This is a genomic window from Vibrio olivae, assembly GCF_042428525.1.
Classification (GTDB): Bacteria; Pseudomonadota; Gammaproteobacteria; order Enterobacterales; family Vibrionaceae; genus Vibrio; species Vibrio olivae.
Genome location: NZ_JBHMEP010000012.1, coordinates 17,035 through 40,020, shown reverse-complemented (window position 1 = coordinate 40,020; position 22,986 = coordinate 17,035). Strand labels below are relative to the sequence as shown.

The 22,986-nt window shown below is 45.6% G+C and carries 21 protein-coding genes; 16 read left to right on the top strand and 5 right to left on the bottom strand.

The genetic code is table 11. The features are described from left to right. The first annotated feature begins 8 nt into the window (after positions 1 to 8). Positions 9 to 2,075 (top strand): glycine--tRNA ligase subunit beta, encoded by a 2,067-nt coding sequence (gene glyS, locus ACFFUV_RS20825; RefSeq protein WP_390196966.1) that lies wholly within the window; start codon positions 9 to 11, stop codon positions 2,073 to 2,075. A gap of 172 nt (positions 2,076 to 2,247) precedes the next feature. Then, positions 2,248 to 3,501, top strand: coding sequence for a valine--pyruvate transaminase (locus ACFFUV_RS20820; RefSeq protein ID WP_390196963.1), 1,254 nt, complete (start codon positions 2,248 to 2,250; stop codon positions 3,499 to 3,501). A 68-nt stretch (positions 3,502 to 3,569) separates the two neighbouring features. Here ACFFUV_RS20820 and ACFFUV_RS20815 read toward each other — a convergent pair whose 3' ends face one another. The 5 genes from ACFFUV_RS20815 to dnaA form a co-directional block, all read right to left on the bottom strand. Then, the gene (locus ACFFUV_RS20815; RefSeq protein WP_390196961.1) at positions 3,570 to 4,004 is read right to left on the bottom strand and encodes an Hsp20 family protein; all 435 of its coding nucleotides are present in this window, start codon (positions 4,002 to 4,004) and stop codon (positions 3,570 to 3,572) included. 372 nt (positions 4,005 to 4,376) lie between these two features. Beyond that, positions 4,377 to 6,794 (bottom strand): DNA topoisomerase (ATP-hydrolyzing) subunit B, encoded by a 2,418-nt coding sequence (gyrB, locus tag ACFFUV_RS20810; protein WP_390196959.1) that lies wholly within the window; start codon positions 6,792 to 6,794, stop codon positions 4,377 to 4,379. Between the two features lie 18 nt (positions 6,795 to 6,812). Further along, positions 6,813 to 7,937 (bottom strand): DNA replication/repair protein RecF, encoded by a 1,125-nt coding sequence (gene recF, locus ACFFUV_RS20805; protein WP_390196956.1) that lies wholly within the window; start codon positions 7,935 to 7,937, stop codon positions 6,813 to 6,815. 9 nt (positions 7,938 to 7,946) lie between these two features. Next, entirely contained in the window at positions 7,947 to 9,047 is a 1,101-nt protein-coding gene (dnaN, locus tag ACFFUV_RS20800; RefSeq protein ID WP_390196953.1) for a DNA polymerase III subunit beta, read from the bottom strand. A 63-nt stretch (positions 9,048 to 9,110) separates the two neighbouring features. Then, the gene (gene dnaA, locus ACFFUV_RS20795; RefSeq protein WP_390196949.1) at positions 9,111 to 10,532 is read right to left on the bottom strand and encodes a chromosomal replication initiator protein DnaA; all 1,422 of its coding nucleotides are present in this window, start codon (positions 10,530 to 10,532) and stop codon (positions 9,111 to 9,113) included. Between the two features lie 387 nt (positions 10,533 to 10,919). Between dnaA and ACFFUV_RS20790 the strand changes: the two genes are divergently transcribed. The 14 genes from ACFFUV_RS20790 (at position 10,920) to ACFFUV_RS20725 (ending at position 22,978) form a co-directional block, all read left to right on the top strand. Continuing rightward, positions 10,920 to 11,666, top strand: a complete 747-nt coding sequence (locus tag ACFFUV_RS20790) for an amino acid ABC transporter substrate-binding protein (RefSeq protein WP_390196946.1) — start codon at positions 10,920 to 10,922, stop codon at positions 11,664 to 11,666. Between the two features lie 84 nt (positions 11,667 to 11,750). Continuing rightward, on the top strand, positions 11,751 to 12,422 hold the full coding sequence (locus ACFFUV_RS20785) for an amino acid ABC transporter permease (RefSeq protein WP_390196943.1): 672 nt from the start codon (positions 11,751 to 11,753) through the stop codon (positions 12,420 to 12,422). Continuing rightward, positions 12,419 to 13,156, top strand: coding sequence for an amino acid ABC transporter ATP-binding protein (locus tag ACFFUV_RS20780; RefSeq protein WP_390196941.1), 738 nt, complete (start codon positions 12,419 to 12,421; stop codon positions 13,154 to 13,156). Before ACFFUV_RS20785 ends, ACFFUV_RS20780 begins: the two co-directional genes overlap by 4 nt. Positions 13,157 to 13,385: 229 nt before the next feature. Next, on the top strand, positions 13,386 to 13,520 hold the full coding sequence (rpmH, locus tag ACFFUV_RS20775; RefSeq protein ID WP_093278272.1) for a 50S ribosomal protein L34: 135 nt from the start codon (positions 13,386 to 13,388) through the stop codon (positions 13,518 to 13,520). Between the two features lie 46 nt (positions 13,521 to 13,566). After that, positions 13,567 to 13,890: a ribonuclease P protein component gene (rnpA, locus tag ACFFUV_RS20770; RefSeq protein ID WP_390196937.1), complete on the top strand. Its 324-nt coding sequence runs from the start codon at positions 13,567 to 13,569 to the stop codon at positions 13,888 to 13,890. After that, positions 13,857 to 14,117: a membrane protein insertion efficiency factor YidD gene (gene yidD, locus ACFFUV_RS20765; protein WP_390196934.1), complete on the top strand. Its 261-nt coding sequence runs from the start codon at positions 13,857 to 13,859 to the stop codon at positions 14,115 to 14,117. Before rnpA ends, yidD begins: the two co-directional genes overlap by 34 nt. 2 nt (positions 14,118 to 14,119) lie before the next feature. Continuing rightward, positions 14,120 to 15,742, top strand: a complete 1,623-nt coding sequence (gene yidC / locus ACFFUV_RS20760; protein ID WP_390196929.1) for a membrane protein insertase YidC — start codon at positions 14,120 to 14,122, stop codon at positions 15,740 to 15,742. Positions 15,743 to 15,859: 117 nt separating this feature from the next. Further along, positions 15,860 to 17,221, top strand: coding sequence for a tRNA uridine-5-carboxymethylaminomethyl(34) synthesis GTPase MnmE (gene mnmE, locus ACFFUV_RS20755; protein WP_390196926.1), 1,362 nt, complete (start codon positions 15,860 to 15,862; stop codon positions 17,219 to 17,221). A 32-nt stretch (positions 17,222 to 17,253) separates the two neighbouring features. Further along, positions 17,254 to 17,691 (top strand): FMN-binding protein MioC, encoded by a 438-nt coding sequence (mioC, locus tag ACFFUV_RS20750; protein WP_390196923.1) that lies wholly within the window; start codon positions 17,254 to 17,256, stop codon positions 17,689 to 17,691. 483 nt (positions 17,692 to 18,174) lie between these two features. After that, entirely contained in the window at positions 18,175 to 20,073 is a 1,899-nt protein-coding gene (mnmG, locus tag ACFFUV_RS20745; RefSeq protein WP_390196920.1) for a tRNA uridine-5-carboxymethylaminomethyl(34) synthesis enzyme MnmG, read from the top strand. Beyond that, entirely contained in the window at positions 20,070 to 20,702 is a 633-nt protein-coding gene (gene rsmG / locus ACFFUV_RS20740; RefSeq protein ID WP_390196917.1) for a 16S rRNA (guanine(527)-N(7))-methyltransferase RsmG, read from the top strand. The genes mnmG and rsmG overlap by 4 nt, the downstream gene beginning before the upstream one ends. A 14-nt stretch (positions 20,703 to 20,716) precedes the next feature. After that, the gene (locus ACFFUV_RS20735) at positions 20,717 to 21,493 is read left to right on the top strand and encodes a ParA family protein (RefSeq protein ID WP_390196914.1); all 777 of its coding nucleotides are present in this window, start codon (positions 20,717 to 20,719) and stop codon (positions 21,491 to 21,493) included. A 28-nt stretch (positions 21,494 to 21,521) separates the two neighbouring features. Further along, entirely contained in the window at positions 21,522 to 22,403 is an 882-nt protein-coding gene (locus tag ACFFUV_RS20730; protein WP_390196911.1) for a ParB/RepB/Spo0J family partition protein, read from the top strand. A 185-nt stretch (positions 22,404 to 22,588) separates the two neighbouring features. Further along, positions 22,589 to 22,978, top strand: coding sequence for a F0F1 ATP synthase subunit I (locus ACFFUV_RS20725; protein WP_390196908.1), 390 nt, complete (start codon positions 22,589 to 22,591; stop codon positions 22,976 to 22,978). The last annotated feature ends 8 nt before the right edge of the window (positions 22,979 to 22,986 follow it).

Genomic DNA, 22,986 nt, shown 5'->3' with positions numbered 1-22,986 from the left:
AAGGAATCATGGCAAAAGAATTTCTGATTGAACTGGGTACTGAAGAACTACCACCAACACAGCTGCGTACACTTGCTCAAGCATTTGCCGACAACTTTGCTTCAGAGCTCAAAGCCGCAGACTTGGAGCATGAAGGCATCAAGTGGTATGCCGCTCCACGTCGTTTAGCGCTAAAAGTCGCGAATCTGGCCGATGGCCAAGCTGATAAAATCGTTGAAAAACGTGGACCAGCTATTGCGGTTGCCTTTGACGAAGACGGTAATCCGACTAAAGCGGCACAAGGTTGGGCACGTGGTAATGGTATTACCGTTGAACAAGCAGACCGCCTTGTCACTGACAAAGGTGAGTGGCTTCTTTTCAAACAAGAAGTAAAAGGGCAAGACGCCAAACAAGTCGTCGTTGATCTGGCCGCTAAAGCCTTGGCGAATCTGCCTATCGCGAAACCAATGCGTTGGGGTGATAAAGAAACTCAATTTATTCGTCCGGTAAAAACGCTGACGATTTTATTTGGTGATGAACTGATCGAAGGCGAGATTCTGGGTGTGCAATCAGCTCGAACCATTCGTGGCCATCGCTTTATGGGTGAGCAAGAGTTTACCATCGATTCAGCACAGCAATATCCAGAGATCCTAGAGCAGCGCGGTAAAGTCATGGCTGACTATGACAAACGTAAAGCCATCATTATTGCTGACGCACAAAAAGCGGCAGCTGCCGTGGGTGGTCAAGCGGATCTCGAAGATGACTTAGTCGAAGAGGTCGCGTCATTAGTTGAATGGCCAGTCGTACTGACAGCGAAATTCGAAGAAGAATTTTTGAAAGTACCCGCTGAAGCTTTGGTGTACACCATGAAAGGGGACCAAAAATATTTCCCTGTTTATGATGACAACAAGAAACTGCTACCTAACTTTATCTTCGTGTCTAACATTGAGTCGCTAGAACCACGCCATGTCATTGAAGGGAATGAGAAAGTTGTCCGTCCACGCTTGGCCGATGCAGAATTTTTCTTCAATACTGACCGCAAGCGTCCGCTGATTGATCGCCTTTCAGAGCTGGATAACGCCATCTTCCAAAAACAACTGGGCACCATCAAAGATAAAACTGATCGTATCACCGAGTTAGCTGGTTATATCGCCGAGCAGATTGGTGCGGATGTGGACTTATCTAAACGTGCAGGTCTACTGGCCAAATGTGACCTCATGACCTCAATGGTATTTGAATTCACCGATACTCAAGGTGTAATGGGCATGCACTATGCCCGTCATGACGGCGAAAACGAACAGGTTGCACTAGCGCTAAACGAGCAATACATGCCACGTTTCGCCGGTGATGACCTACCATCTGATGGTGTGTCAACCGCCGTTGCGATGGCCGATAAGCTAGACACCATCGTGGGTATTTTTGGCATTGGTCAAGCCCCGAAAGGGTCTGACCCATTTGCTCTACGCCGTGCATCACTTGGTGTGCTCCGCATTATCGTCGAATACGGTTACAACCTTGATTTAACGGATCTTATCGCTAAAGCAAAATCACTGTTTGGTGATCGCCTAACCAATGACAAGGTTGAAAGTGATGTGGTTGAGTTTATGCTAGGTCGTTTCCGCGCTTGGTATCAAGACGAAGGCTTTAGCGTTGATGTGATTCAAGCGGTATTGGCTCGTCATCCAACCAAACCTGCAGACTTTGACCAACGCGTTAAAGCAGTTTCTCACTTCCGTGAATTGGAAGCAGCTGAATCTCTTGCTGCTGCCAACAAACGTGTTGGTAACATTCTGGCGAAATTTGACGGCGAATTATCTGCAGACATTGACTTGGCACTGCTCCAAGAAGACGCAGAAAAAGCCCTCGCAGAAAACGTCGAAGTGATGACAGAGGCTCTTGAACCTGCTTTTGCTACCGGTAACTATCAACAAGCTCTGAGTAAACTCGCGGATCTGCGCGAACCTGTGGATGCTTTCTTTGATAATGTGATGGTGATGGCAGATGATGAAGCATTGAAGAAAAACCGCCTCACGCTGCTGAATAACCTACGCAACTTGTTCCTACAAATCGCCGATATTTCTCTACTTCAGAAATAATCTCGCGTTTTAAACGGTCCTCAAAGCCCAACTCATCGGAGTTGGGCTTTGTTTTATGCCTGCACCGAATTTGTGCTTTGCCTCACTCCGATAATTCGGTAAGGTCAAAGCAGATAATAACTATGGCTCAATCGCCCTCAATAAAGCGCTCACAACCCAATTAGGTAAAATCATGCAGTTCTCTAAGTTTGGTGAAAAATTCAATCAGTATTCCGGTATCACCCAGTTAATGGATGACCTTAATGATGGTCTTCGAACTCCCGGAGCTATCATGCTTGGAGGTGGTAACCCAGCCGCCATTCCCGCTATGCTCGATTATTTCACTCAAGCCAGCAAGCAACTGCTTGCCAACGGACAACTGATTGCCGCACTTGCCAACTATGACGGACCGCAAGGCAAAGATGCGTTTATCACCGCCTTAGCAGATCTGCTAAAAAAGACTTACGGTTGGGATATATCAAGTAAAAACATTAGCTTAACTAATGGCAGCCAAAGTGGATTCTTCTACTTATTCAATCTGTTAGCGGGCACACAACCCGATGGTACGCATAAGAAAATACTTCTACCACTGGCCCCAGAATACATTGGCTATGGCGATGCCGGGATCGATGAAGATATTTTTGTCTCTTACCATCCAGAAATCGAATTGCTTGATGAGCGTCAGTTCAAGTACCACGTCGACTTTGAGCAGATAAAGATTGATGACAGTGTGGCCGCCATCTGCGCTTCACGTCCAACCAATCCGACAGGGAATGTACTCACCGATGAAGAAGTGCGTAAATTGGATGAATTGGCACGCGCCAATAATATTCCTTTGCTGATCGACAATGCCTATGGCGTTCCTTTTCCTAATATTATTTTTGAAGACGTCGAGCCGTTTTGGAATGACAACACGATTTTATGTATGAGCCTGTCGAAGCTGGGGTTACCTGGCGTTCGCTGTGGGATTGTGATTGCCAATGAAGAGGTAACACAAGCGCTCAGTAATATGAATGGTATTATCAGCCTAGCGCCCGGTAGCGTGGGCCCAGCGCTTGCAAACCATATGATAGAGCAGGGCGACTTACTCACACTGAGCAGCGAGGTGATCAAGCCTTTCTACCAGCAGAAATCGCAGCGCGCAGTGCAACTGTTGCAAACCGCCATTGATGACCCACGGTTTCGAATCCATAAACCAGAAGGCGCCATCTTCTTGTGGCTGTGGTTTGATGAATTGCCGATTACAACCATGGAACTCTACAAGCGCCTTAAAGCACGTGGCGTGTTAATTGTTCCTGGTGAATATTTCTTTATTGGTCAAAAAGACGAGTGGGAGCATGCACATCAATGTTTGCGAATGAACTACGTTCAAGACGATGACATGATGCAAAAAGGGATTGCGATCATCGCTGAAGAAGTGAAAAAAGCCTATCAACAAGGTAAGTGAAAATAAAAATCACAGACAGAATAAAAAAGAGCGCCATTGGCGCTCTTTTTTTTGCTAATGATGAAAGCTTAGCTTTCAATCAATTTTTGACCATTAATCGCAATTTTTCGTGGCTGCATTGCTTCTGGAATCTCACGTTCTAAATCAACGTGAAGCAGACCATTTTCCATGCTGGCGCCAGTGACTTTCACATAGTCTGCCAATTGGAATTTACGTTCGAAGTCACGTTCAGCAATGCCTTGATATACATAGTTTTTGCCTTCTTCTTCTTGGCGTTCACCACGGACTATCAGCATGTTTTCTTTTTGAGTGAGTTCGAGTTGGTCCTCAGAGAAACCCGCCACGGCCATGGTAATCCGATAGTGATTATCGTCTTGCTGCTCGATGTTATATGGAGGGTAACCTGCTGATGAATTTTTAGCAGTATTAGCTTCCATTAAGTTAAGCAGACGGTCAAAACCAATGGCATTACGGTATAGGGGTGCAAAATCTACATTACGCATAATTCTATCCTCTTTCGTTAAGCAATAGTCTCGATTCAGTAATGGTTAAATCGAGCATTCACCGTGACCTCCTCAGGCGTTAATCGCACAGGGACAGTCTGTGAATGTAAATATCAAATTGTGCGCTTTCCACATCCGCTTCCTCTCTTGAGCAAAGCAGAAGAACCCTCAGGTTCAGGGACAAGCATATCAGAGGCCCAGCTGGCATCCTCTTCACAAACAGATATAAGGACAGCTCAAATCGCTTTCAAGGGATTTTTTTGAAAAAATTTTTAATTAATTAATTTTCAATAAGTTAAATACAAAAAAACACCGCCTAAAAAGGCGGTGTTTTGCAGTTATTTAGCGATGATTCCGTATCGGAACATCCATCTAAACGTCGAGGTTAGCCACTTTAAGTGCGTTCTCTTCGATAAAGTTACGACGTGGTTCAACTTGATCCCCCATCAAGGTGGTAAACAGTTGATCAGCACCGACCGCATCATCGATAGTCACTTGCATCATACGACGTGTTTCAGGATCCATGGTGGTTTCCCAAAGCTGATCTGGGTTCATCTCACCCAAACCTTTGTAGCGCTGAGTGCTCAACCCACGGCGAGACTCTTTAAGCAGCCACTCCGTCGCTTGCACGAAAGTCGACACAGGTTGCTTACGTTCACCACGCTGAATATAGGCACCTTCACCAATCAAACCATCTAACGCCAAAGAAATATCGGCTAACTTGCTGTATTCTTTGGAATTAAACAGATCAACACTTAACGCATATTCATGACGAACGCCATGAGTACGTACGATGATTTTTGGCAAGCTTAAACCCAACTCCAAGTGCTGTTCAATCTCGTAAGAGTATTGACTTGCACCCACTTCTTTACTGTTGAGTGTTTCCACCAATTGTTTGGTCCACGCTTCCACTTCCGCCGCATCATGGCATTTTTCAGCCGTCATGCGAGGCGCATACATAAATTCATGCACGAGTGCGTAAGGGTAACGGCGGCTCATACGATCCACCAGCTTCATACCCGCATTGTATTGTTGAACCAGTTTTTCCAGATGCTCACCCGACATTGCAGGCGCCTCAGCGTTGACGTACAGCGCAGCGTTATCTAGGGCCAAGCTGATTTGATACTGGGTCATCGCTTCTTCATCTTTAATGTATTGCTCTTGTTTGCCTTTTTTCACTTTGTACAGTGGTGGCTGAGCAATATAGATGTAGCCGCGTTCAATCAACTCAGGCATTTGACGATAGAAGAATGTCAACAGTAGGGTACGAATGTGAGAACCATCGACGTCCGCATCGGTCATGATGATGATATTGTGGTAACGCAGTTTATCTGGGTTGTACTCATCACGGCCGATACCACAACCTAGAGCGGTAATCAGAGTTGCTACTTCTTGAGAAGAGAGCATTTTATCGAAGCGCGCTTTCTCCACGTTAAGGATTTTACCTTTCAATGGAAGAATCGCTTGGTTCTTACGGTTGCGGCCTTGTTTTGCGGAGCCGCCTGCCGAATCACCCTCCACAATGTAGAGTTCAGACAGTGCTGGATCTTTCTCTTGGCAATCCGCCAATTTGCCAGGAAGACCTGCCAAATCTAGCGCACCTTTACGACGAGTCATCTCACGCGCTTTACGAGCGGCTTCACGCGCACGAGCAGCATCGATGATTTTTGAACACACGATTTTTGCTTCGTTTGGATGCTCAACCAAGAATTCAGAAAGTTTTTCACCCATAGCCGATTCAACCGCTGATTTCACTTCAGAAGAAACCAGTTTGTCTTTAGTTTGGCTTGAGAATTTTGGATCCGGAACTTTAACCGAAATCACCGCAGTCAGGCCTTCACGCGCATCATCACCGGAAGTCGCTGCTTTGGCTTTTTTCGAGTAACCCTCTTTATCCATAAAGGTATTCAGTGTACGCGTCAACGCGCCACGGAAACCGGCAAGGTGAGTACCGCCATCACGCTGAGGGATGTTGTTAGTGAAACAGAAAATGCTTTCTTGGAAGCCATCATTCCACTGCATCGCCACTTCAACCGAGATACCGTCTTCACGCTCTGAGTTAAAGTGGAAGACTTTATCGTGAATCGGCGTTTTATTGGTGTTGAGGTGAGTAACAAACGCTTGAATACCGCCTTCGTACATGAAGTGGTCATTTTTATCCGCTTCACGCTCATCATTCAACTTGATGGAAACACCAGAGTTTAAGAACGAAAGCTCACGCAGACGTTTAGCAAGAATCTCGTAGTGGAATTCGGTATCACTAAAGGTTTCACCGCTTGGCCAGAAGCGAATCATCGTTCCTGTTTCTTCGGTATCGCCAACCGCCGCAAGCGGTGCGTCAGGCACACCATGACGATAGGTCTGAGTATGAATGTGCCCACCACGCTTGATGGTGAGCTCTACCTTTTCAGATAGGGCATTAACCACTGACACACCAACACCGTGCAGACCACCAGAGACCTTGTACGAGTTATCGTCAAATTTACCGCCCGCGTGAAGGACTGTCATGATGACTTCCGCTGCGGAAACATTTTCTTCTGAGTGCATTTCGGTCGGAATACCGCGACCATCATCAGAAACTGATACCGAGTTGTCCTCATGGATCGTCACTACGATGTCTTTACAGTGACCTGCCAACGCTTCATCTATTGAGTTATCCACCACCTCAAAAACCATGTGGTGTAAACCGGTACCATCATCTGTGTCGCCGATGTACATTCCAGGACGCTTACGTACCGCATCCAGACCCTTCAGTACTTTAATACTCGATGAATCGTAATTATCAGACATGAGTTACTCTCTCACTATTTATCCTTGCTCTATTGTGCCATGTTCCACATGAAACATCTTGCCTTTATCACCATCTCGCATGTCCGCGATCTGGTGCTCAGTAATAGAGCTTACAAAAACTTGCGCCCCCGTCTGTTTTAAACTGTCTGCAAGACGTTTACGACGTTGGCTATCTAATTCAGAGGCAAAGTCATCAATCAAATAGATGCATTGCTTGCCGGTTTGTTGAGTTAAATGTTGACCCTGCGCCACGCGCAATGCGCAGACCATTAACTTCAACTGCCCACGTGATAGAACATCCTCAACGGGGGTTCCATTCACTTTTATTCGCAAGTCAGCTTTATTGGGCCCACTGACTGTATAACCAAGCGCTTGGTCACGCTCAAAGTTACGTTCAAGCAACTCTTGGTAGTCTGTCTCTTTTTCCCAACCACGATAATATTTCAGACTGATATCGAACTCAGGTAGAAAGGTTTTACACAGCGCTTGCGCTTGCCCGCTCAACTGCTCAACATACTCAGCACGCCATACACTGATTTGCTCCGCTAGCTGCGCTAACTGTTGATCCCAGTAACTGAGTTCACGATAACGCTGTGCGGTTTTCAACAACGCATTACGCTGCTTGTTAAGACGTTTAAAGCGCCCCCATGCTTCATAAAAACCGGGTTGGCTATGAAAGACGCCCCAGTCGATAAACGCACGACGATGTTTCGGACCATCAGTGAGCAATTCAAACCCTTCAGGGTGAATTAATTGCAAGGGTAAAACCTGTGCAAGCTGCGCTAATTTTTGTCCAGACTGACCGCCTATTTTAACCTCTGTTGAGCCATCACGCTGCTTATTAATGCCAACAGGTAGCTCAAATTGGTTCGAGTTCAAAAAACGGGCAGATGATGAAGAATTATCTTGCTCTGGTTGATGAATTCTTCCATGGATAAATAACTCATCACACTGATTTTGAATCACTCTTCCAGTGAGTGTACTTTTAAAAGAACGTCCATGGCCGAGCATATAAATGGCTTCCAAAACACTGGTTTTGCCACTGCCATTCGGGCCAATAAGAAAGTTAAAGCCTGTTGATAGTTCAATATCACAGGCTTTAATATTTCGAAACTGCTGTATGACTAAGCGATTAAGAGGCATTCAAGGTGCTTATAAACGAATCGGCATAACCACGTACATCGCACTGTCATCCTCAGAGTTTTCCACCAGCGCACTGGCGTTTGAGTCAGACATCGACATGCGAACATTCTCGCAACGTAGAGTATTGAGCACATCCAGCACATAGCTGACATTAAACCCGATTTCTATCGGCTCGCCCTCAAACTGGACATCGAGCATCTCTTCGGCTTCTTCCTGCTCAGGGTTATTGGCGGTAATACACATTTCTTCACCGCTCAAATTCACCCGCACACCACGAAACTTTTCATTGGATAAAATTGCTGCTCGTGAAAACGCTTGGCGCAATTCATCACAACCAGCGATTAACGTCTTGGTGGTATTTTGCGGTAACACGCGGCGGTAATCCGGGAAGCGGCCATCGACCAACTTCGAGGTAAACACAAAGTTATTCACTTCAGCGCGCACATTAGAGCTACCAATTTGCAAAACAACCGGCTGTTCAGGTGCATCCAGGAGTTTCACCAACTCTTGAACCCCTTTGCGTGGAACAATGATTTGCTGCTGGGCAAATTCACCGTCTAACTCAGTGCGCGCAACGGCCATACGGTGACCATCGGTCGCCACACTGCGCAGTGTATTACCATCGATTTCAAATAACATCCCGTTGAGGTAGTAGCGCACATCTTGGTTTGCCATCGAAAACTGTGTTTTTTCAATCAAACCTTTAAGCGCACCTTGTGTCATCGTCACTTCAACGTCACTCTGCCAATCTTCGATATTTGGAAAATCGTCGGCAGGCAATTTCGATAACGAAAAACGGCTACGTCCAGAACGCACTTGAACTCGATCACCTTCATACACAAACGTAATGTTCGCATCGTCAGGAAGGCCACGGCAAATATCGAGAAATTTACGCGATGGAACCGTAATACTGCCCGACTCATATTCGCCTTCAAGCGTCACTCGGCTGATCAATTCGACTTCTAAGTCGGTTGCTGTCATCGACAGCACATTTTCTTCGACTTTGAGCAGTAAGTTGCCAAGAATAGGTAAAGTAGGACGTCCACCCAAAGCGCCAGAAACTTGCTGTAAGGGCTTCAGTAAGTGGCTACGTTCAATGGTAAATTTCATAGTTCGCTCTTAACGATTGGCTGTGAATAAGTATAGTGCTTAGGATACGCATAACGCGATGATTTAAGAAGAAAGAGTACGAATCAAATTCGAATAATCTTCTTTAATATCGTGACTTTCTTCACGCAACTGCTCGATTTTACGACACGCATGCAGAACGGTAGTGTGGTCTCGACCACCAAATGCATCGCCAATTTCAGGCAAACTGTGGTTGGTAAGCTCTTTGGATAACGCCATCGCTAGCTGACGTGGACGCGCAACCGAGCGTGAACGACGCTTTGACAGTAAGTCAGCGACTTTAATTTTGTAATATTCCGCCACCGTCTTTTGAATGTTATCGATGGTCACCAGCTTCTCTTGCAGAGCAAGAAGGTCGCGTAGCGCTTCACGCACGAAATCAATCGTAATCGGGCGGCCAGTAAAGTTGGCGTTGGCGATAACACGATTGAGTGCCCCTTCCAACTCACGAACATTAGAACGCAGACGCTTAGCGATAAAGAACGCCACTTCGTCCGCCAAGTGAATTTGGTGGTCCTCAGCTTTCTTCATCAAAATCGCAACGCGAGTTTCTAACTCTGGTGGTTCAATCGCCACCGTTAGGCCCCAACCAAAGCGAGATTTCAAACGATCTTCCACGCCGTTGATCTCTTTTGGATAACGGTCTGAGGTAAGAATGATCTGCTGGTTACCTTCTAACAATGCGTTGAAGGTATGGAAAAACTCTTCCTGTGAGCGCTCTTTGTTGGCGAAAAATTGAATGTCATCGATAAGCAGCGCATCCACACTGCGATAGTAACGCTTGAACTCTTCAATCGCGTTATTTTGCAGTGCCTTAACCATATCCTGCACAAAACGTTCAGAGTGCATGTACACCACTTTCGCATTGGGGTTGTTATCCACAATCGCATTGCCTACCGCATGCAATAAGTGGGTTTTACCAAGACCCGTACCACCATACAGAAACAATGGGTTATAGGCTGCACCTGGGTTATCAGAGACTTGACGTGCCGCCGCTAAACCTAACTGGTTGGATTTACCTTCCACAAAGTTATTGAACTTGTGTTTAGGATTCACATTCGAACGATGATTGATATCTGAGATCGCTTGCGCGTCATCATCCCAAGTTTTATGTACTGGCTTACGAGCTTGAAGCTGAGCGGGCGCAGATGATTCCGCCGCGACATCAGCGGGCGTACGCAACGGTTTTTTAGGTGCAGGTTCAGCAACCGGACGAGACACCGGCTTACTGCCGACTTCAAAACGAAGATGAGGAATCTCATGGTCGCAATAGTGCTGTAACAGACGATTAATGTTGTTGAGATACTTATCTCGTACCCAATCCAACACAAACCGGTTTGGCGCAAACAAGGTGAGAGTATTGTCATTCAGCTCGGCTTGTAGCGGACGAACCCACATACTGAATTCTGTTGCTGGTAGCTCTTCTTGAAGTTGTTGCAAACACTGCAACCAAAGCGAAGATGACACGTTGCCCCCACTCAATAAATCGATGATCGGAAAAGAAGGACAATCTTACCTGTTGATAACCGAGATCGCCAGTAATTGATCGAGGATCCAGTGAATAAGATCTAAGTTATTCACAATGATTTCGCTGAATTTGTTAAGATCTACACACCTAGTACTATTTTTACTCACAATTTGATCCACATTTGAGTATTTTTACGCGGATCCTGCTGGTGGTGATAACTGTGTGAATGAAAAAAGTTACACACTGATCATCCACGGCTTATTCTTAATGAGAGGCGGGTTTATACAAACTTATTCCGCCACCATCTAGAATATCGCACTTAGTTATTTATCTAATTAACAATAAAATAGTAAAATTTCTGACTATAAATTTTGAGGACTTGTTATATGAAAAACTGGTTAAAGGTAGCGCTAGCTGCTATTGCTCTATCAACGGCAACCGTTCAAGCTGCGACGGATGTTAAAGTCGGTATGTCAGGCCGTTACTTCCCATTCACCTTTGTTAAGCAAGATAAATTGCAAGGTTTTGAAGTCGACCTTTGGGATGAGATTGGTAAACGTAATGACTACAACGTGGAATATGTCACTGCAAATTTCTCTGGTTTGTTTGGTCTTTTAGAAACAGGCCGTATCGATACCATCTCTAACCAAATCACGATTACCAAAGAACGCAAAGCGAAATACCTATTTGCTGACCCATACGTTGTTGATGGTGCACAAATTACCGTTCGTAAAGGCAATGACGACATCCAAGGCATTGATGACCTAAAAGGCAAAACTGTTGCGGTTAACCTTGGCTCTAACTTTGAACAGCTACTCAACAAGTACAACACCGATGGTGAAATCAATATCAAAACCTACGAGACGGGCATTGAACATGACGTAGCACTGGGTCGCGCTGACGCCTTCATCATGGACCGCTTATCCGCTCTTCAGCTGATTAAAGAAACGGGTCTACCACTACAATTGGCAGGCAAACCGTTTGAAACGATTGAAAACGCATGGCCGTTCGTGGATAACGAAAAAGGCAAAAAACTGCAGCAAGACGTCAATAAAGCGTTGGCAGCAATGCGTGAAGACGGAACGTTAGCGAAAATCTCTGAAAAGTGGTTTGGCGCTGACATCACTAAATAAATCGACAAGCCAACATATTTACTGACACACTATAAAAGGTGGAATTTCGATTCCACCTTTTTGTTGTCTCTATAAGGTAGCGTTATGGGTTTTGACTTTGATTACATGCTCGGATTAATGCCGATCTTGTTGAAGTACTTAGGTACAACGATGGAGATGGCCGTATGGGGCTTGTTCTTTTCACTCATTTTGTCCGTCATATTGGCCAATATTCGTGTATTTCGTGTCCCAGTACTCGATCAACTTAGCCAACTCTATATTAGCTTTTTCCGTGGCACGCCACTGCTTGTACAGCTCTTCTTGCTTTATTACGGCCTTCCCCAGATCTTTCCAATTCTTGTTGGACTGGATGCCTTTTCAGCCGCAGTCATTGGCTTAACCTTGCACTTTGCTGCCTATATGGCGGAAACCATTCGCGCAGCCATCATTGGCATTGATCGTAGCCAAATGGAAGCCAGCTTGTCCGTCGGAATGACGACATCACAAGCGATGCGCCGCGTGATTTTGCCACAAGCCAGTCGCGTCGCACTGCCGTCGCTGATGAACTATTTTATCGACATGATTAAATCGACCTCGCTTGCCTTTACCTTAGGTGTGGCAGAAATTATGGCGAAAGCGCAAATGGAAGCATCTTCCAGCTTTCGATTTTTTGAAGCCTTCTTAGCCGTCGCTCTGATTTATTGGGGTGTGGTGTTGATTTTGACTCGAATTCAAACTTGGGCAGAGCAGAAACTCAATAAGGCATATGTGCGATGATAAAACTCACCAATATTCACAAACGTTTCGGCGATAGCGAGATTCTTAAGGGCATTGACCTTGAAATCAAACAAGGCGAGATCATCGTTATTATTGGCTCTAGCGGTACAGGAAAATCAACGCTATTACGCTGCATTAACTTTTTAGAACGCGCTGACCAAGGGCACATTAACATTGATGATATCTCGGTCAATGTTGAACGCTATACCAAAGCAGAAGAACTGGCACTCAGGCGTAAAACCGGGTTTGTTTTTCAAAACTACGCCCTGTTCGCCCATATGAATGCGAGACAAAACATCGCTGAAGGTTTGATTACGGTGCGAGGTTGGAATAAGCAACAAGCCTTAGATCGCGCCCAGCAAATTTTGGATGATATTGGTTTGGGGGATAAAGGGGATGCCTACCCAGCATCACTCTCTGGTGGTCAGCAACAACGCGTCGGTATTGGCCGCGCAATGGCACTCCAACCCGAACTGCTCCTGTTTGATGAGCCAACATCCGCCCTCGACCCAGAATGGGTAGGGGAAGTACTGGCCCTCATGAAACGACTGGCGACTGAGCAGCAAACGATGCTGGTGGTGACGCATGAAATGCAGTTTGCTCGAGAAGTGGCAGATCGAGTGATCTTTATGGCAGAAGGCAACATTGTCGAACAGGGAACACCACAACAACTGTTTGAACAGGCGCAAGATCCGAGACTAAAGAAATTCTTACGCCAAGTAGGGGCGGAATAAAGATCGAGGATCAAGCAAGATCGATCCTTGAGATTTCAGCCACACTCCGTATAATCGCCCGGCCGGAATGTCATCATGCCTCAGTCATTGACAGCGAGGAACACTGTGATTACAATTCCGCCTCTTTGTTGAGAGGCGTCGGTATTTTCCTCTTTAATTAAAAGAGTAAATCATTGCCCACGCCGGGTTAACATTGACCTAAAACTACTGATCAGTAAAGGTAATTATCATGAAACGCACTTTTCAACCTTCAGTTCTGAAGCGTAAACGTACTCACGGTTTCCGTGCACGTATGGCTACTAAGAACGGTCGTAAAGTAATTAATGCACGTCGTGCAAAAGGCCGTAAGCGCCTATCAAAATAATCGCTCGTTTATTTTGAATACGTACGCGTTCAATCGGGAGTTACGTTTGTTAACTCCCGAACATTATCAAAATGTCTTTCAGCAAGCTCATCGAGCAGGCTCACCTCATTTCACCATCATTGCTCGTAATAACAACCTATCTCACCCCCGATTAGGTTTAGCCGTTCCGAAAAAGCAAATAAAAACCGCCGTTGGTCGTAATCGTTTTAAACGTTTAGCGCGCGAAAGTTTTCGTAACAAGCAGCATCAACTTCCGAACAAAGACTTTGTCGTCATTGCCAAGAAAAGTGCTCAAGAGCTGAGTAATGAAGAAATGTTTCAGTTGTTTGATAAGCTATGGCATCGCCTGTCTCGCCCCTCGCGTGGTTAGCCATAGGGCTAGTCTACCTCTATCGGTGGTTAATTAGTCCACTCATAGGTCCACGTTGTCGCTTCACGCCGACATGCTCGAGATATGCGATTGAAGCGTTGAAAGCTCACGGTTTTGTAAAAGGGTGTTGGTTATCAGGCAAACGTCTATTAAAATGCCACCCTTTGAATGAAGGTGGGTATGATCCAGTACCGCCACCAACCCAAAAACATGACAGAGATAAATAACGATGGATTCTCAACGTAATATCCTGTTAATCGCGCTCGCGCTGGTTTCTTTCTTGCTGTTTCAACAATGGCAAGCGGCGAAGAACCCAGCTCCACAGCCGGTTGAACAGGCTCAATCAAGCAGCTCTCTACCTGCACCATCTTTTGCTGATGAATTAGACCCAGCACCTGCAACGCAGGCGTCGGCGAAAACAATTACGGTCACAACAGATGTATTGACTCTGTCTATTGACACGATCGGTGGCGATGTTGTTTCGGCAAAACTGAATCAATATGACGCAGAACTCGATTCTGAAGACCCATTTGTTCTTCTAAAAGATTCCCCAAGCCATCAATTCATCGCTCAAAGCGGTTTAATTGGCCCTCAAGGCATCGATTTAAGCAGCAACAATCGTCCGAGTTACCAAGTTGAAAGCGATAGCTACACATTGGCCGACGGTCAAAACGAGCTGCGTATTCCAATGACCTACACAGCGAATGGCTTGGAATACACCAAAACTTTCGTACTACAACGTGATAGCTACGCCATTGATGTCATTTACGATGTGAAAAACAACTCAGGCGCGAATGCCACCATCGGTATGTATGCTCATCTTCGTCAAAGTGTTGTCGATGACGGTGGCAGCATTACAATGCCAACCTATCGTGGTGGTGCATATTCTACTGAAGACGTTCGCTACAAAAAATACAGTTTCGAAGACATGCAAGATCGCAACCTGTCGATTCCTTTGACTAACGGTCAAGGTTGGGCAGCCATGATTCAGCACTACTTTGCCACTGCATGGGTTCCTCGTGATGAACCAGGCACGAACCTCTACACACGCATCATTGGTAATGTGGGTGATATTGGTGTTCGCATGCCAAACAAAACCATCGCAGATGGTAGCCAAACGGAGCTAAAAGCCACGTTGTGGGTAGGTCCAAAACTTCAAGACCAAATGGAGAAAGTGGCGCCAAATCTCGACCTCGTGGTTGACTATGGCTGGCTATGGTTTATCGCAAAACCGCTGCACATGTTGCTGTCATTGATTCAAAGCTTTGTTGGCAACTGGGGTGTTGCTATCATGTGTTTGACCTTTATCGTTCGTGGTGCGATGTATCCACTAACCAAAGCGCAATACACATCAATGGCGAAAATGCGTATGTTGCAACCTAAGTTGCAAGCGATGCGTGAGCGTATTGGCGATGATCGTCAGCGTATGAGCCAAGAAATGATGGCACTGTACAAAGAAGAGAAAGTAAACCCTCTGGGTGGCTGTCTACCGCTTGTACTGCAAATGCCTATTTTCATCTCACTTTACTGGGCTTTGATGGAGTCAGTAGAACTGCGTCACTCTCCATTCTTCGGTTGGATTCATGACCTATCTGCGCAAGACCCATACTACATCTTGCCACTCTTGATGGGTGCAAGCATGTTTATGATCCAGAAGATGAGCCCAACAACGGTCACTGATCCGATGCAACAGAAGATCATGACCTTCATGCCTGTGATGTTTACTGTGTTCTTCTTGTTCTTCCCATCAGGCCTAGTTCTATACTGGTTGGTATCGAACGTTGTGACACTGATTCAGCAAACGCTGATCTATAAATCACTTGAGAAGAAAGGCTTACACTCCAAGAAGTAACTAGCTCTTAACTCGACAAAGGCGGCCTTAAAGGTCGCCTTTTTTGTTTAGGCTGATTACAATTCAGCTAATTCATTTATTCACACAGAACCGCATAGCAGGTTCACAGGCAAGACTATGACCACAGACACTATTGTTGCCCAAGCGACCGCTCCCGGTCGTGGTGGGGTCGGAATTATTCGTGTTTCAGGCCCACTCGCCTCACACGTTGCACAGCAAGTAACCGGTAAAAGTTTACGCCCTCGGTATGCGGAGTATTTACCGTTTCTCAATTCAGATGGCACGCAACTCGATCAAGGCATCGCGCTGTATTTCCCCAACCCAAATTCGTTTACGGGTGAAGATGTTCTTGAGCTTCAGGGCCACGGTGGCCCTGTCGTGATGGATATGCTGATTAATCGCATCCTCAAAATTGATGGTATCCGTACTGCGCGCCCTGGCGAGTTCTCTGAGCGCGCGTTTTTAAACGATAAGCTCGATTTGGCGCAAGCAGAGGCGATCGCAGATCTTATCGATGCCAGTTCCGAGCAAGCCGCCAAATCCGCTCTTCAATCACTGCAAGGCACGTTCTCCGGTAAAGTGAACCAGCTAGTGGAAGCATTAATTCACCTACGAATTTACGTTGAAGCTGCGATTGATTTTCCTGAAGAAGAGATAGACTTCCTCGCTGATGGCAAAGTCGCTGGCGACCTTCAAACCATCATTAATGATCTCACCTCAGTGCGAAAAGAAGCCAATCAGGGAGCCATTTTACGAGAAGGGATGAAAGTCGTCATAGCTGGGCGTCCTAATGCGGGAAAATCCAGCCTTCTCAATGCGCTTTCGGGTAAAGACAGTGCAATTGTCACTGACATAGCCGGCACCACTCGCGATGTATTAAGAGAGCATATTCATATTGACGGTATGCCGCTGCACATCATTGATACCGCGGGTCTGCGCGTGGCTTCTGATGAGGTTGAACGTATCGGCATTGAGCGAGCGTGGGAAGAAATAGCCCAAGCAGACCGCGTGTTATTTATGGTCGATGGCACCACAACAGATGCCACCGATCCACGCGAAATTTGGCCTGACTTTGTCGATCGATTGCCAGAGGAGATTGGCATGACGGTGATCCGTAACAAGGTCGATCAAACTCAAGAAACCTTAGGGATCTGCCACGTTAATTCACCGACATTAATTCGTCTGTCAGCCAAAACCGGTCAGGGTGTTGATGCTCTTCGTACGCATCTCAAAGAGTGTATGGGCTTTTCTGGAAGCGGTGAAGGTGGCTTTATGGCCCGTCGCCGCCACTTAGAAGCACTTGAAAAAGCCGCCGAACATCTCGACATAGGCCAACAACAACTCGAAGGCTATATGGCTGGAGAAATTCTCGCAGAAGAGTTACGTATTACGCAGCAGTACCTGAGTGAAATAACAGGAGAATTTAGCTCCGACGATTTACTTGGCCGCATTTTCTCTTCATTCTGTATCGGAAAATAACTCTCTCTATTGGCCATCAACAAGGACAATGCATGATACACATTATTACAGGTAGCACGTTAGGTGGGGCTGAATACGTTGGGGATCACTTGAGTGATCTCCTTGAAGAGCGCGGCTTATCAACCACCATTCACAACCAACCTCAGATGAGTGAGATCCCTGCGCAGGGAATTTGGTTGATCATTACGTCAACCCACGGTGCGGGAGATTATCCAGATAATATTCAGCCCTTTATTGCGGAGCTTCAAAACACACCGCCACGCATGAGTGAAGTCAAGTACGCGGTCATTGCCATTGGCGATTCAAGCTACGATACCTTTTGCGAAGCAGGCAAACATGCTTATGACTTACTAGAAGATATTGGGGCACAACCGCTGACTGACTGTCTGACAATTGATGTAACGACAGACACCATACCCGAAGATGCGGCAGAAGCATGGCTAAAGCAACATATTAGCCAATTTGAGTAATCTTTTTCAGTTTAGATAAGCAGCTTTCGAGCTGCTTTTTTTTACTGTTAATTTTATCAATCGCTCATTTGTGGATAATTAAGCCCACCAATCGAGCAATAATTAACCAAACGAACTGTGGATAAATGGATCATTTTCCAGTGATCAACCTATAGTTATCCAAATGATAACTTAGGCATCGAACACCCCCTGTGTATAAGTAGCCATTTTGATCCCAGCTAATCCTCACTTAGATCAGGATCAGATCACATGATATGATCGTTTCGAGATCCATGATCTTATTGATCATTTTTTACTTATCCACAAAGATCGTCGATCCTAATAATAGTACTAATAAAAAAGATCTCTATATAGATCTTATATATATTAGTTTCAGACCCTTAAATTAAAAAATGCAAAACCGATTTTCTCTCTTTAGGAAAGAAGGTAGAATATCGCTCTTTTATCTCGCTTTACCATTGATTGGATACCAGAGGTCGGTTCATGCTTTACCACGAAACATTTGACGTCATCGTAGTTGGTGGCGGTCATGCAGGAACGGAAGCCGCACTTGCATCAGCAAGAACAGGGCAAAAAACCCTCTTACTTACACACAATATTGATACTTTAGGTCAGATGTCATGCAACCCAGCGATTGGTGGAATTGGCAAAGGACATCTGGTCAAAGAAGTCGATGCCATGGGCGGATTAATGGCTGAAGCCATTGATCATGCTGGTATTCAATTTCGCACCCTCAATGCGTCAAAAGGGCCAGCGGTTCGTGCTACACGAGCGCAAGCTGATCGAGCACTGTACAAAGCGTATGTTCGCAGTGCATTGGAAAACGCACCAAACTTAACCTTGTTCCAACAATCGGTTGATGATCTGATTGTCGAAAATGATCAAGTTCGTGGTGTCGTCACTCAGATGGGCCTCAAATTCCTCTCCAAAGCGGTTGTGTTGACCGTGGGGACCTTTCTTGGTGGCAAGATCCATATTGGAATGGAAAGTTCTTCTGGTGGCCGCGCAGGCGATCCTCCATCGATCGCGTTAGCGGATCGTCTTCGTGCATTACCGTTTCGTGTTGACCGTCTAAAAACCGGTACGCCTCCACGCATCGATGCGCGTACTGTCGATTTAGCGGCTTTGGATACACAACATGGTGATGATCCGGCGCCAGTGTTTTCTTTCATGGGGAATCGCAGTCAACATCCACGCCAAATTCCATGTTTCATCACGCACACCAATGAGCAAACTCATGATGTGATTCGCGCTAATTTAGATCGCAGCCCAATGTATGCCGGTGTGATTGAAGGTATCGGGCCTCGCTATTGTCCATCGATTGAAGACAAGGTGATGCGTTTTGCGGATAAGAACAGTCACCAAATTTTTATTGAGCCAGAAGGTCTGAATACCCATGAATTGTACCCAAATGGTATTTCCACCAGCTTGCCATTTGATGTACAGGTGAAAATCGTTCAATCGATGAAAGGCTTTGAAAACGCACATATTGTCCGTCCTGGCTACGCAATTGAATATGACTTCTTTGATCCTCGCGATCTCAAGCAGACATACGAAACCAAGTTTGTTTCCGGTTTATTCTTTGCTGGGCAGATCAACGGCACGACAGGTTACGAAGAAGCCGCGGCTCAAGGCCTGATGGCTGGCTTGAATGCCAGCTTGTTTAGCCAAGACAAAGAAGGTTGGAGCCCACGTCGCGACCAAGCTTACATGGGCGTGCTGATTGACGATCTTTCTAGTATGGGAACAAAAGAACCTTATCGCATGTTTACCTCTCGTGCTGAGCACCGTTTGCTACTGCGTGAAGATAATGCGGATTGGCGTTTAACGGCGAAAGCACATGAACTTGGGTTGATCAATGAGCAACGCTGGGCGCGCTTTAACCAAAAATTGGACAATATCGAGAGCGAACGTCAACGTCTACGTGGGTTGTGGATCAATCCTAAATCTCAAGGGATCGATGAATTAAATCAATTGCTCAAAACACCAATTGTGCGTGAAGCTAGCGGTGAAGATCTCTTAAAACGTCCAGAGATGAACTATCAGCAACTGGTTGAGTTAGAAAGTTTCGCGCCAGCCCTCAGCGATGAACAAGCGACTGAACAGGTGGAAATTCAAATTAAGTACGAAGGTTACATCAAGCGTCAGCAAGATGAGATTGAGAAATCACTGCGTCATGAACACACCAAGTTGCCGTTTGAACTCGATTATCGTGATGTGAAAGGGCTATCCAACGAAGTCGTTCTGAAACTGAATGAGGCCAAGCCGGAAACGCTGGGAATCGCATCGCGTATTTCTGGTGTTACCCCAGCCGCGATTTCGATCCTATTAGTGCATCTGAAAAAGCATGGGATGCTGAAAAAGGGTGAGGCGCTTGTATGAGTTCGCTAAGATCTGAACTTGATGTACTGATTGCGAAAACCGATTTAGAGGTCAATGAGCGCCAACGGGAGCAGTTGGTTGGTTATGTTCAGTTATTGGACAAATGGAATAAAGCGTATAATCTGACATCAGTGCGCAACCCTAGCGATATGTTAGTTAAACATATTCTTGATAGTATAGTGGTTAGCACTCACTTACAGGGTGAGCGCTTTATTGATGTCGGTACAGGTCCTGGTTTACCGGGTATTCCTTTGGCAATAATGAACCCAGAGAAACAATTCACACTGCTCGACAGTTTAGGCAAACGTATTCGATTTATTAAGCAAGTGATTCATGAGCTTAAGATCGAAAATGTGACGCCAGTCCAAAGTCGAGTCGAAGAATTTCAACCTTCAGTCAAATTTCATGGTGTACTGAGTCGAGCATTTGCTTCAATGGTCGATATGGTTAATTGGTGTCATCATTTGCCAGATGAAAATCAAGGCGTATTTTTAGCGTTGAAAGGTCAACGACCAGACGACGAAGTCGAATTACTCCCTGACTGGTGTTCTGTGATCGATATCAAGGCTTTGAGCGTTCCACAATTGGATGGGGAGCGCCATCTTGTAATCTTATCGCGCAAGGGATAAAAACGAGGTACATCGTGGGTAAAATCGTAGCAATCGCCAACCAAAAAGGTGGCGTTGGAAAAACAACAACGTGTGTTAATTTGGCTGCCTCAATGGCGGCGACCAAACGAAAAGTTTTGGTGGTTGACCTCGATCCACAAGGCAACGCCACGATGGCGAGCGGCGTCGATAAATATCAAGTTGATGCCACCGCCTATGAATTGTTAGTGGAAGATGTACCACTCGAAGAAGTGGTGTGTACCCAAACCAGCGGTCATTTCGATTTAGTGCCAGCGAATGGCGATGTCACGGCAGCAGAAATCAAACTGATGGAAGTGTTTGCTCGTGAAGTTCGCCTGAAAAACGCCTTGGCTGCTGCCCGAGACCAATACGATTTTATTTTTATTGATTGCCCACCAGCTCTTAACCTATTGACCATCAATGCGATGGCGGCGGCCGATTCGGTTTTAGTTCCTATGCAGTGTGAATACTTCGCGCTTGAAGGTTTGACAGCATTAATGGATACCATCAGTAAGTTGTCCGCAGTGGTTAACGAGAATTTGAAGATTGAAGGATTGTTACGGACTATGTACGATCCGCGCAATCGACTGTCTAATGAAGTCTCAGAACAGCTTAAAAAGCACTTCGGCAACAAGGTCTACCGTACGGTAATTCCTCGCAATGTGCGTTTAGCCGAAGCGCCAAGTCATGGTAAGCCTGCCATGTATTACGATAAATATTCTGCAGGGGCGAAGTCCTATTTAGCTCTTGCAGGAGAAATGCTCCGCCGTGATGAAGAAGCGGTTGCATAATCAATAATTACTAAAGGAATTCATTTCAATGTCTAAACGTGGTTTAGGTAAAGGGCTTGATGCTCTGCTTTCTACCAGCTCGGTTGCTCGCGAAAAACAACAAACCGCGATTCACAGTCAGGCGCTTTCTGCCGATGGTGAGTTGGTTGAAATCTCGGTATCGAGTTTAAAGCCTGGCGTCTACCAGCCACGTAAAGATATGTCTGCTGAAGCGCTTGAAGAATTAGCGTCTTCCATTGAATCCCAAGGTATTATTCAACCGATTGTCGTACGCCCCATTGGCGAAGACAAATTCGAGATTATCGCTGGCGAACGTCGCTGGCGAGCCGCAAGACACGCAGGCTTACGCCAAGTGCCTTGTATTGTGAAAGCCGTTGAAGATCGCGCTGCGATAGCAATGGCTTTGATTGAAAATATTCAACGCGAAGATCTCAATGTCATTGAGGAAGCTCAAGCGTTGGAACGCCTCCAAGATGAGTTTTCATTAACTCATCAGCAAGTGGCTGAAGTGATAGGTAAGTCACGCGCCACTGTCAGCAATCTACTACGTTTAAACTTGCTTGATGAGCAAGTGAAGACGTTAGTTGCCTCCAAACAGCTTGAAATGGGCCATGCTCGTGCACTGTTGGTTTTGGAAAAAGACCAACAAGTCGATATCGCACAAATGGTCGCAAAAAAGCAACTTACCGTCCGCCAAACTGAAAAAATTGTCAAAAAGTGTCTTGAACCACAGTCTGATGTAAAAAATCAGCCGGAAGACTCAGATACGCAACATATCTCGCAAAAATTGAGCGAAAAACTCGGTGCAAAAGTGAATATTGTTCGTTCTAAGAGCGGTAAAGCAAAATTGACAATCAGTATTGATGAGCCTCACAAATTAGAACAGCTAATTGCCAAGCTAGAAAGCTAAATGAGATAATTGATCTGAATCAATTGTTCTCAAAAGCAATTATTTGTAGAGAAGTTGTCGGTTAGGATACAAAATTGTAACTTTTTTCATCGAGTCCATTGCAATCAAGTCGACTGACCGTATAATTTCGCCAATTTCCACCGCAGATTTTTAACGCGGCGGATCTTAAGTAGAGGTACGAATACATGGTGGCTGCATTAGCTAGACCAGGACGAGAGCTTGCAAAGCAATTGTTGATGATCCAGTTGGTCGCGGTCATTTTAGTAGCAATAGGAATGACGCTAGTCGTGAATGCTGAATGGGGACTTTCAGCGTTAATCGGTGGAGGCATTTTTGTCATCGCCAATACCGTATTTGCGTTTTGTGCTTTTCTGTTTAGTGGCGCTCGAGCAGCAAAAAGGATTGCGGCTTCGTTCTACACTGGAGAAGCATTGAAAATTCTCATCACGGTAGCACTCTTTTCCTTGGTCTACATGTATATGCAGGTGGAACTTGTTCCCCTTAAGCTAACCTATTTGCTGGCTCTCGGAATTAATATCTTTGCGCCAGTGCTATTCATTAACAACAAAAAATAGGATGAGTT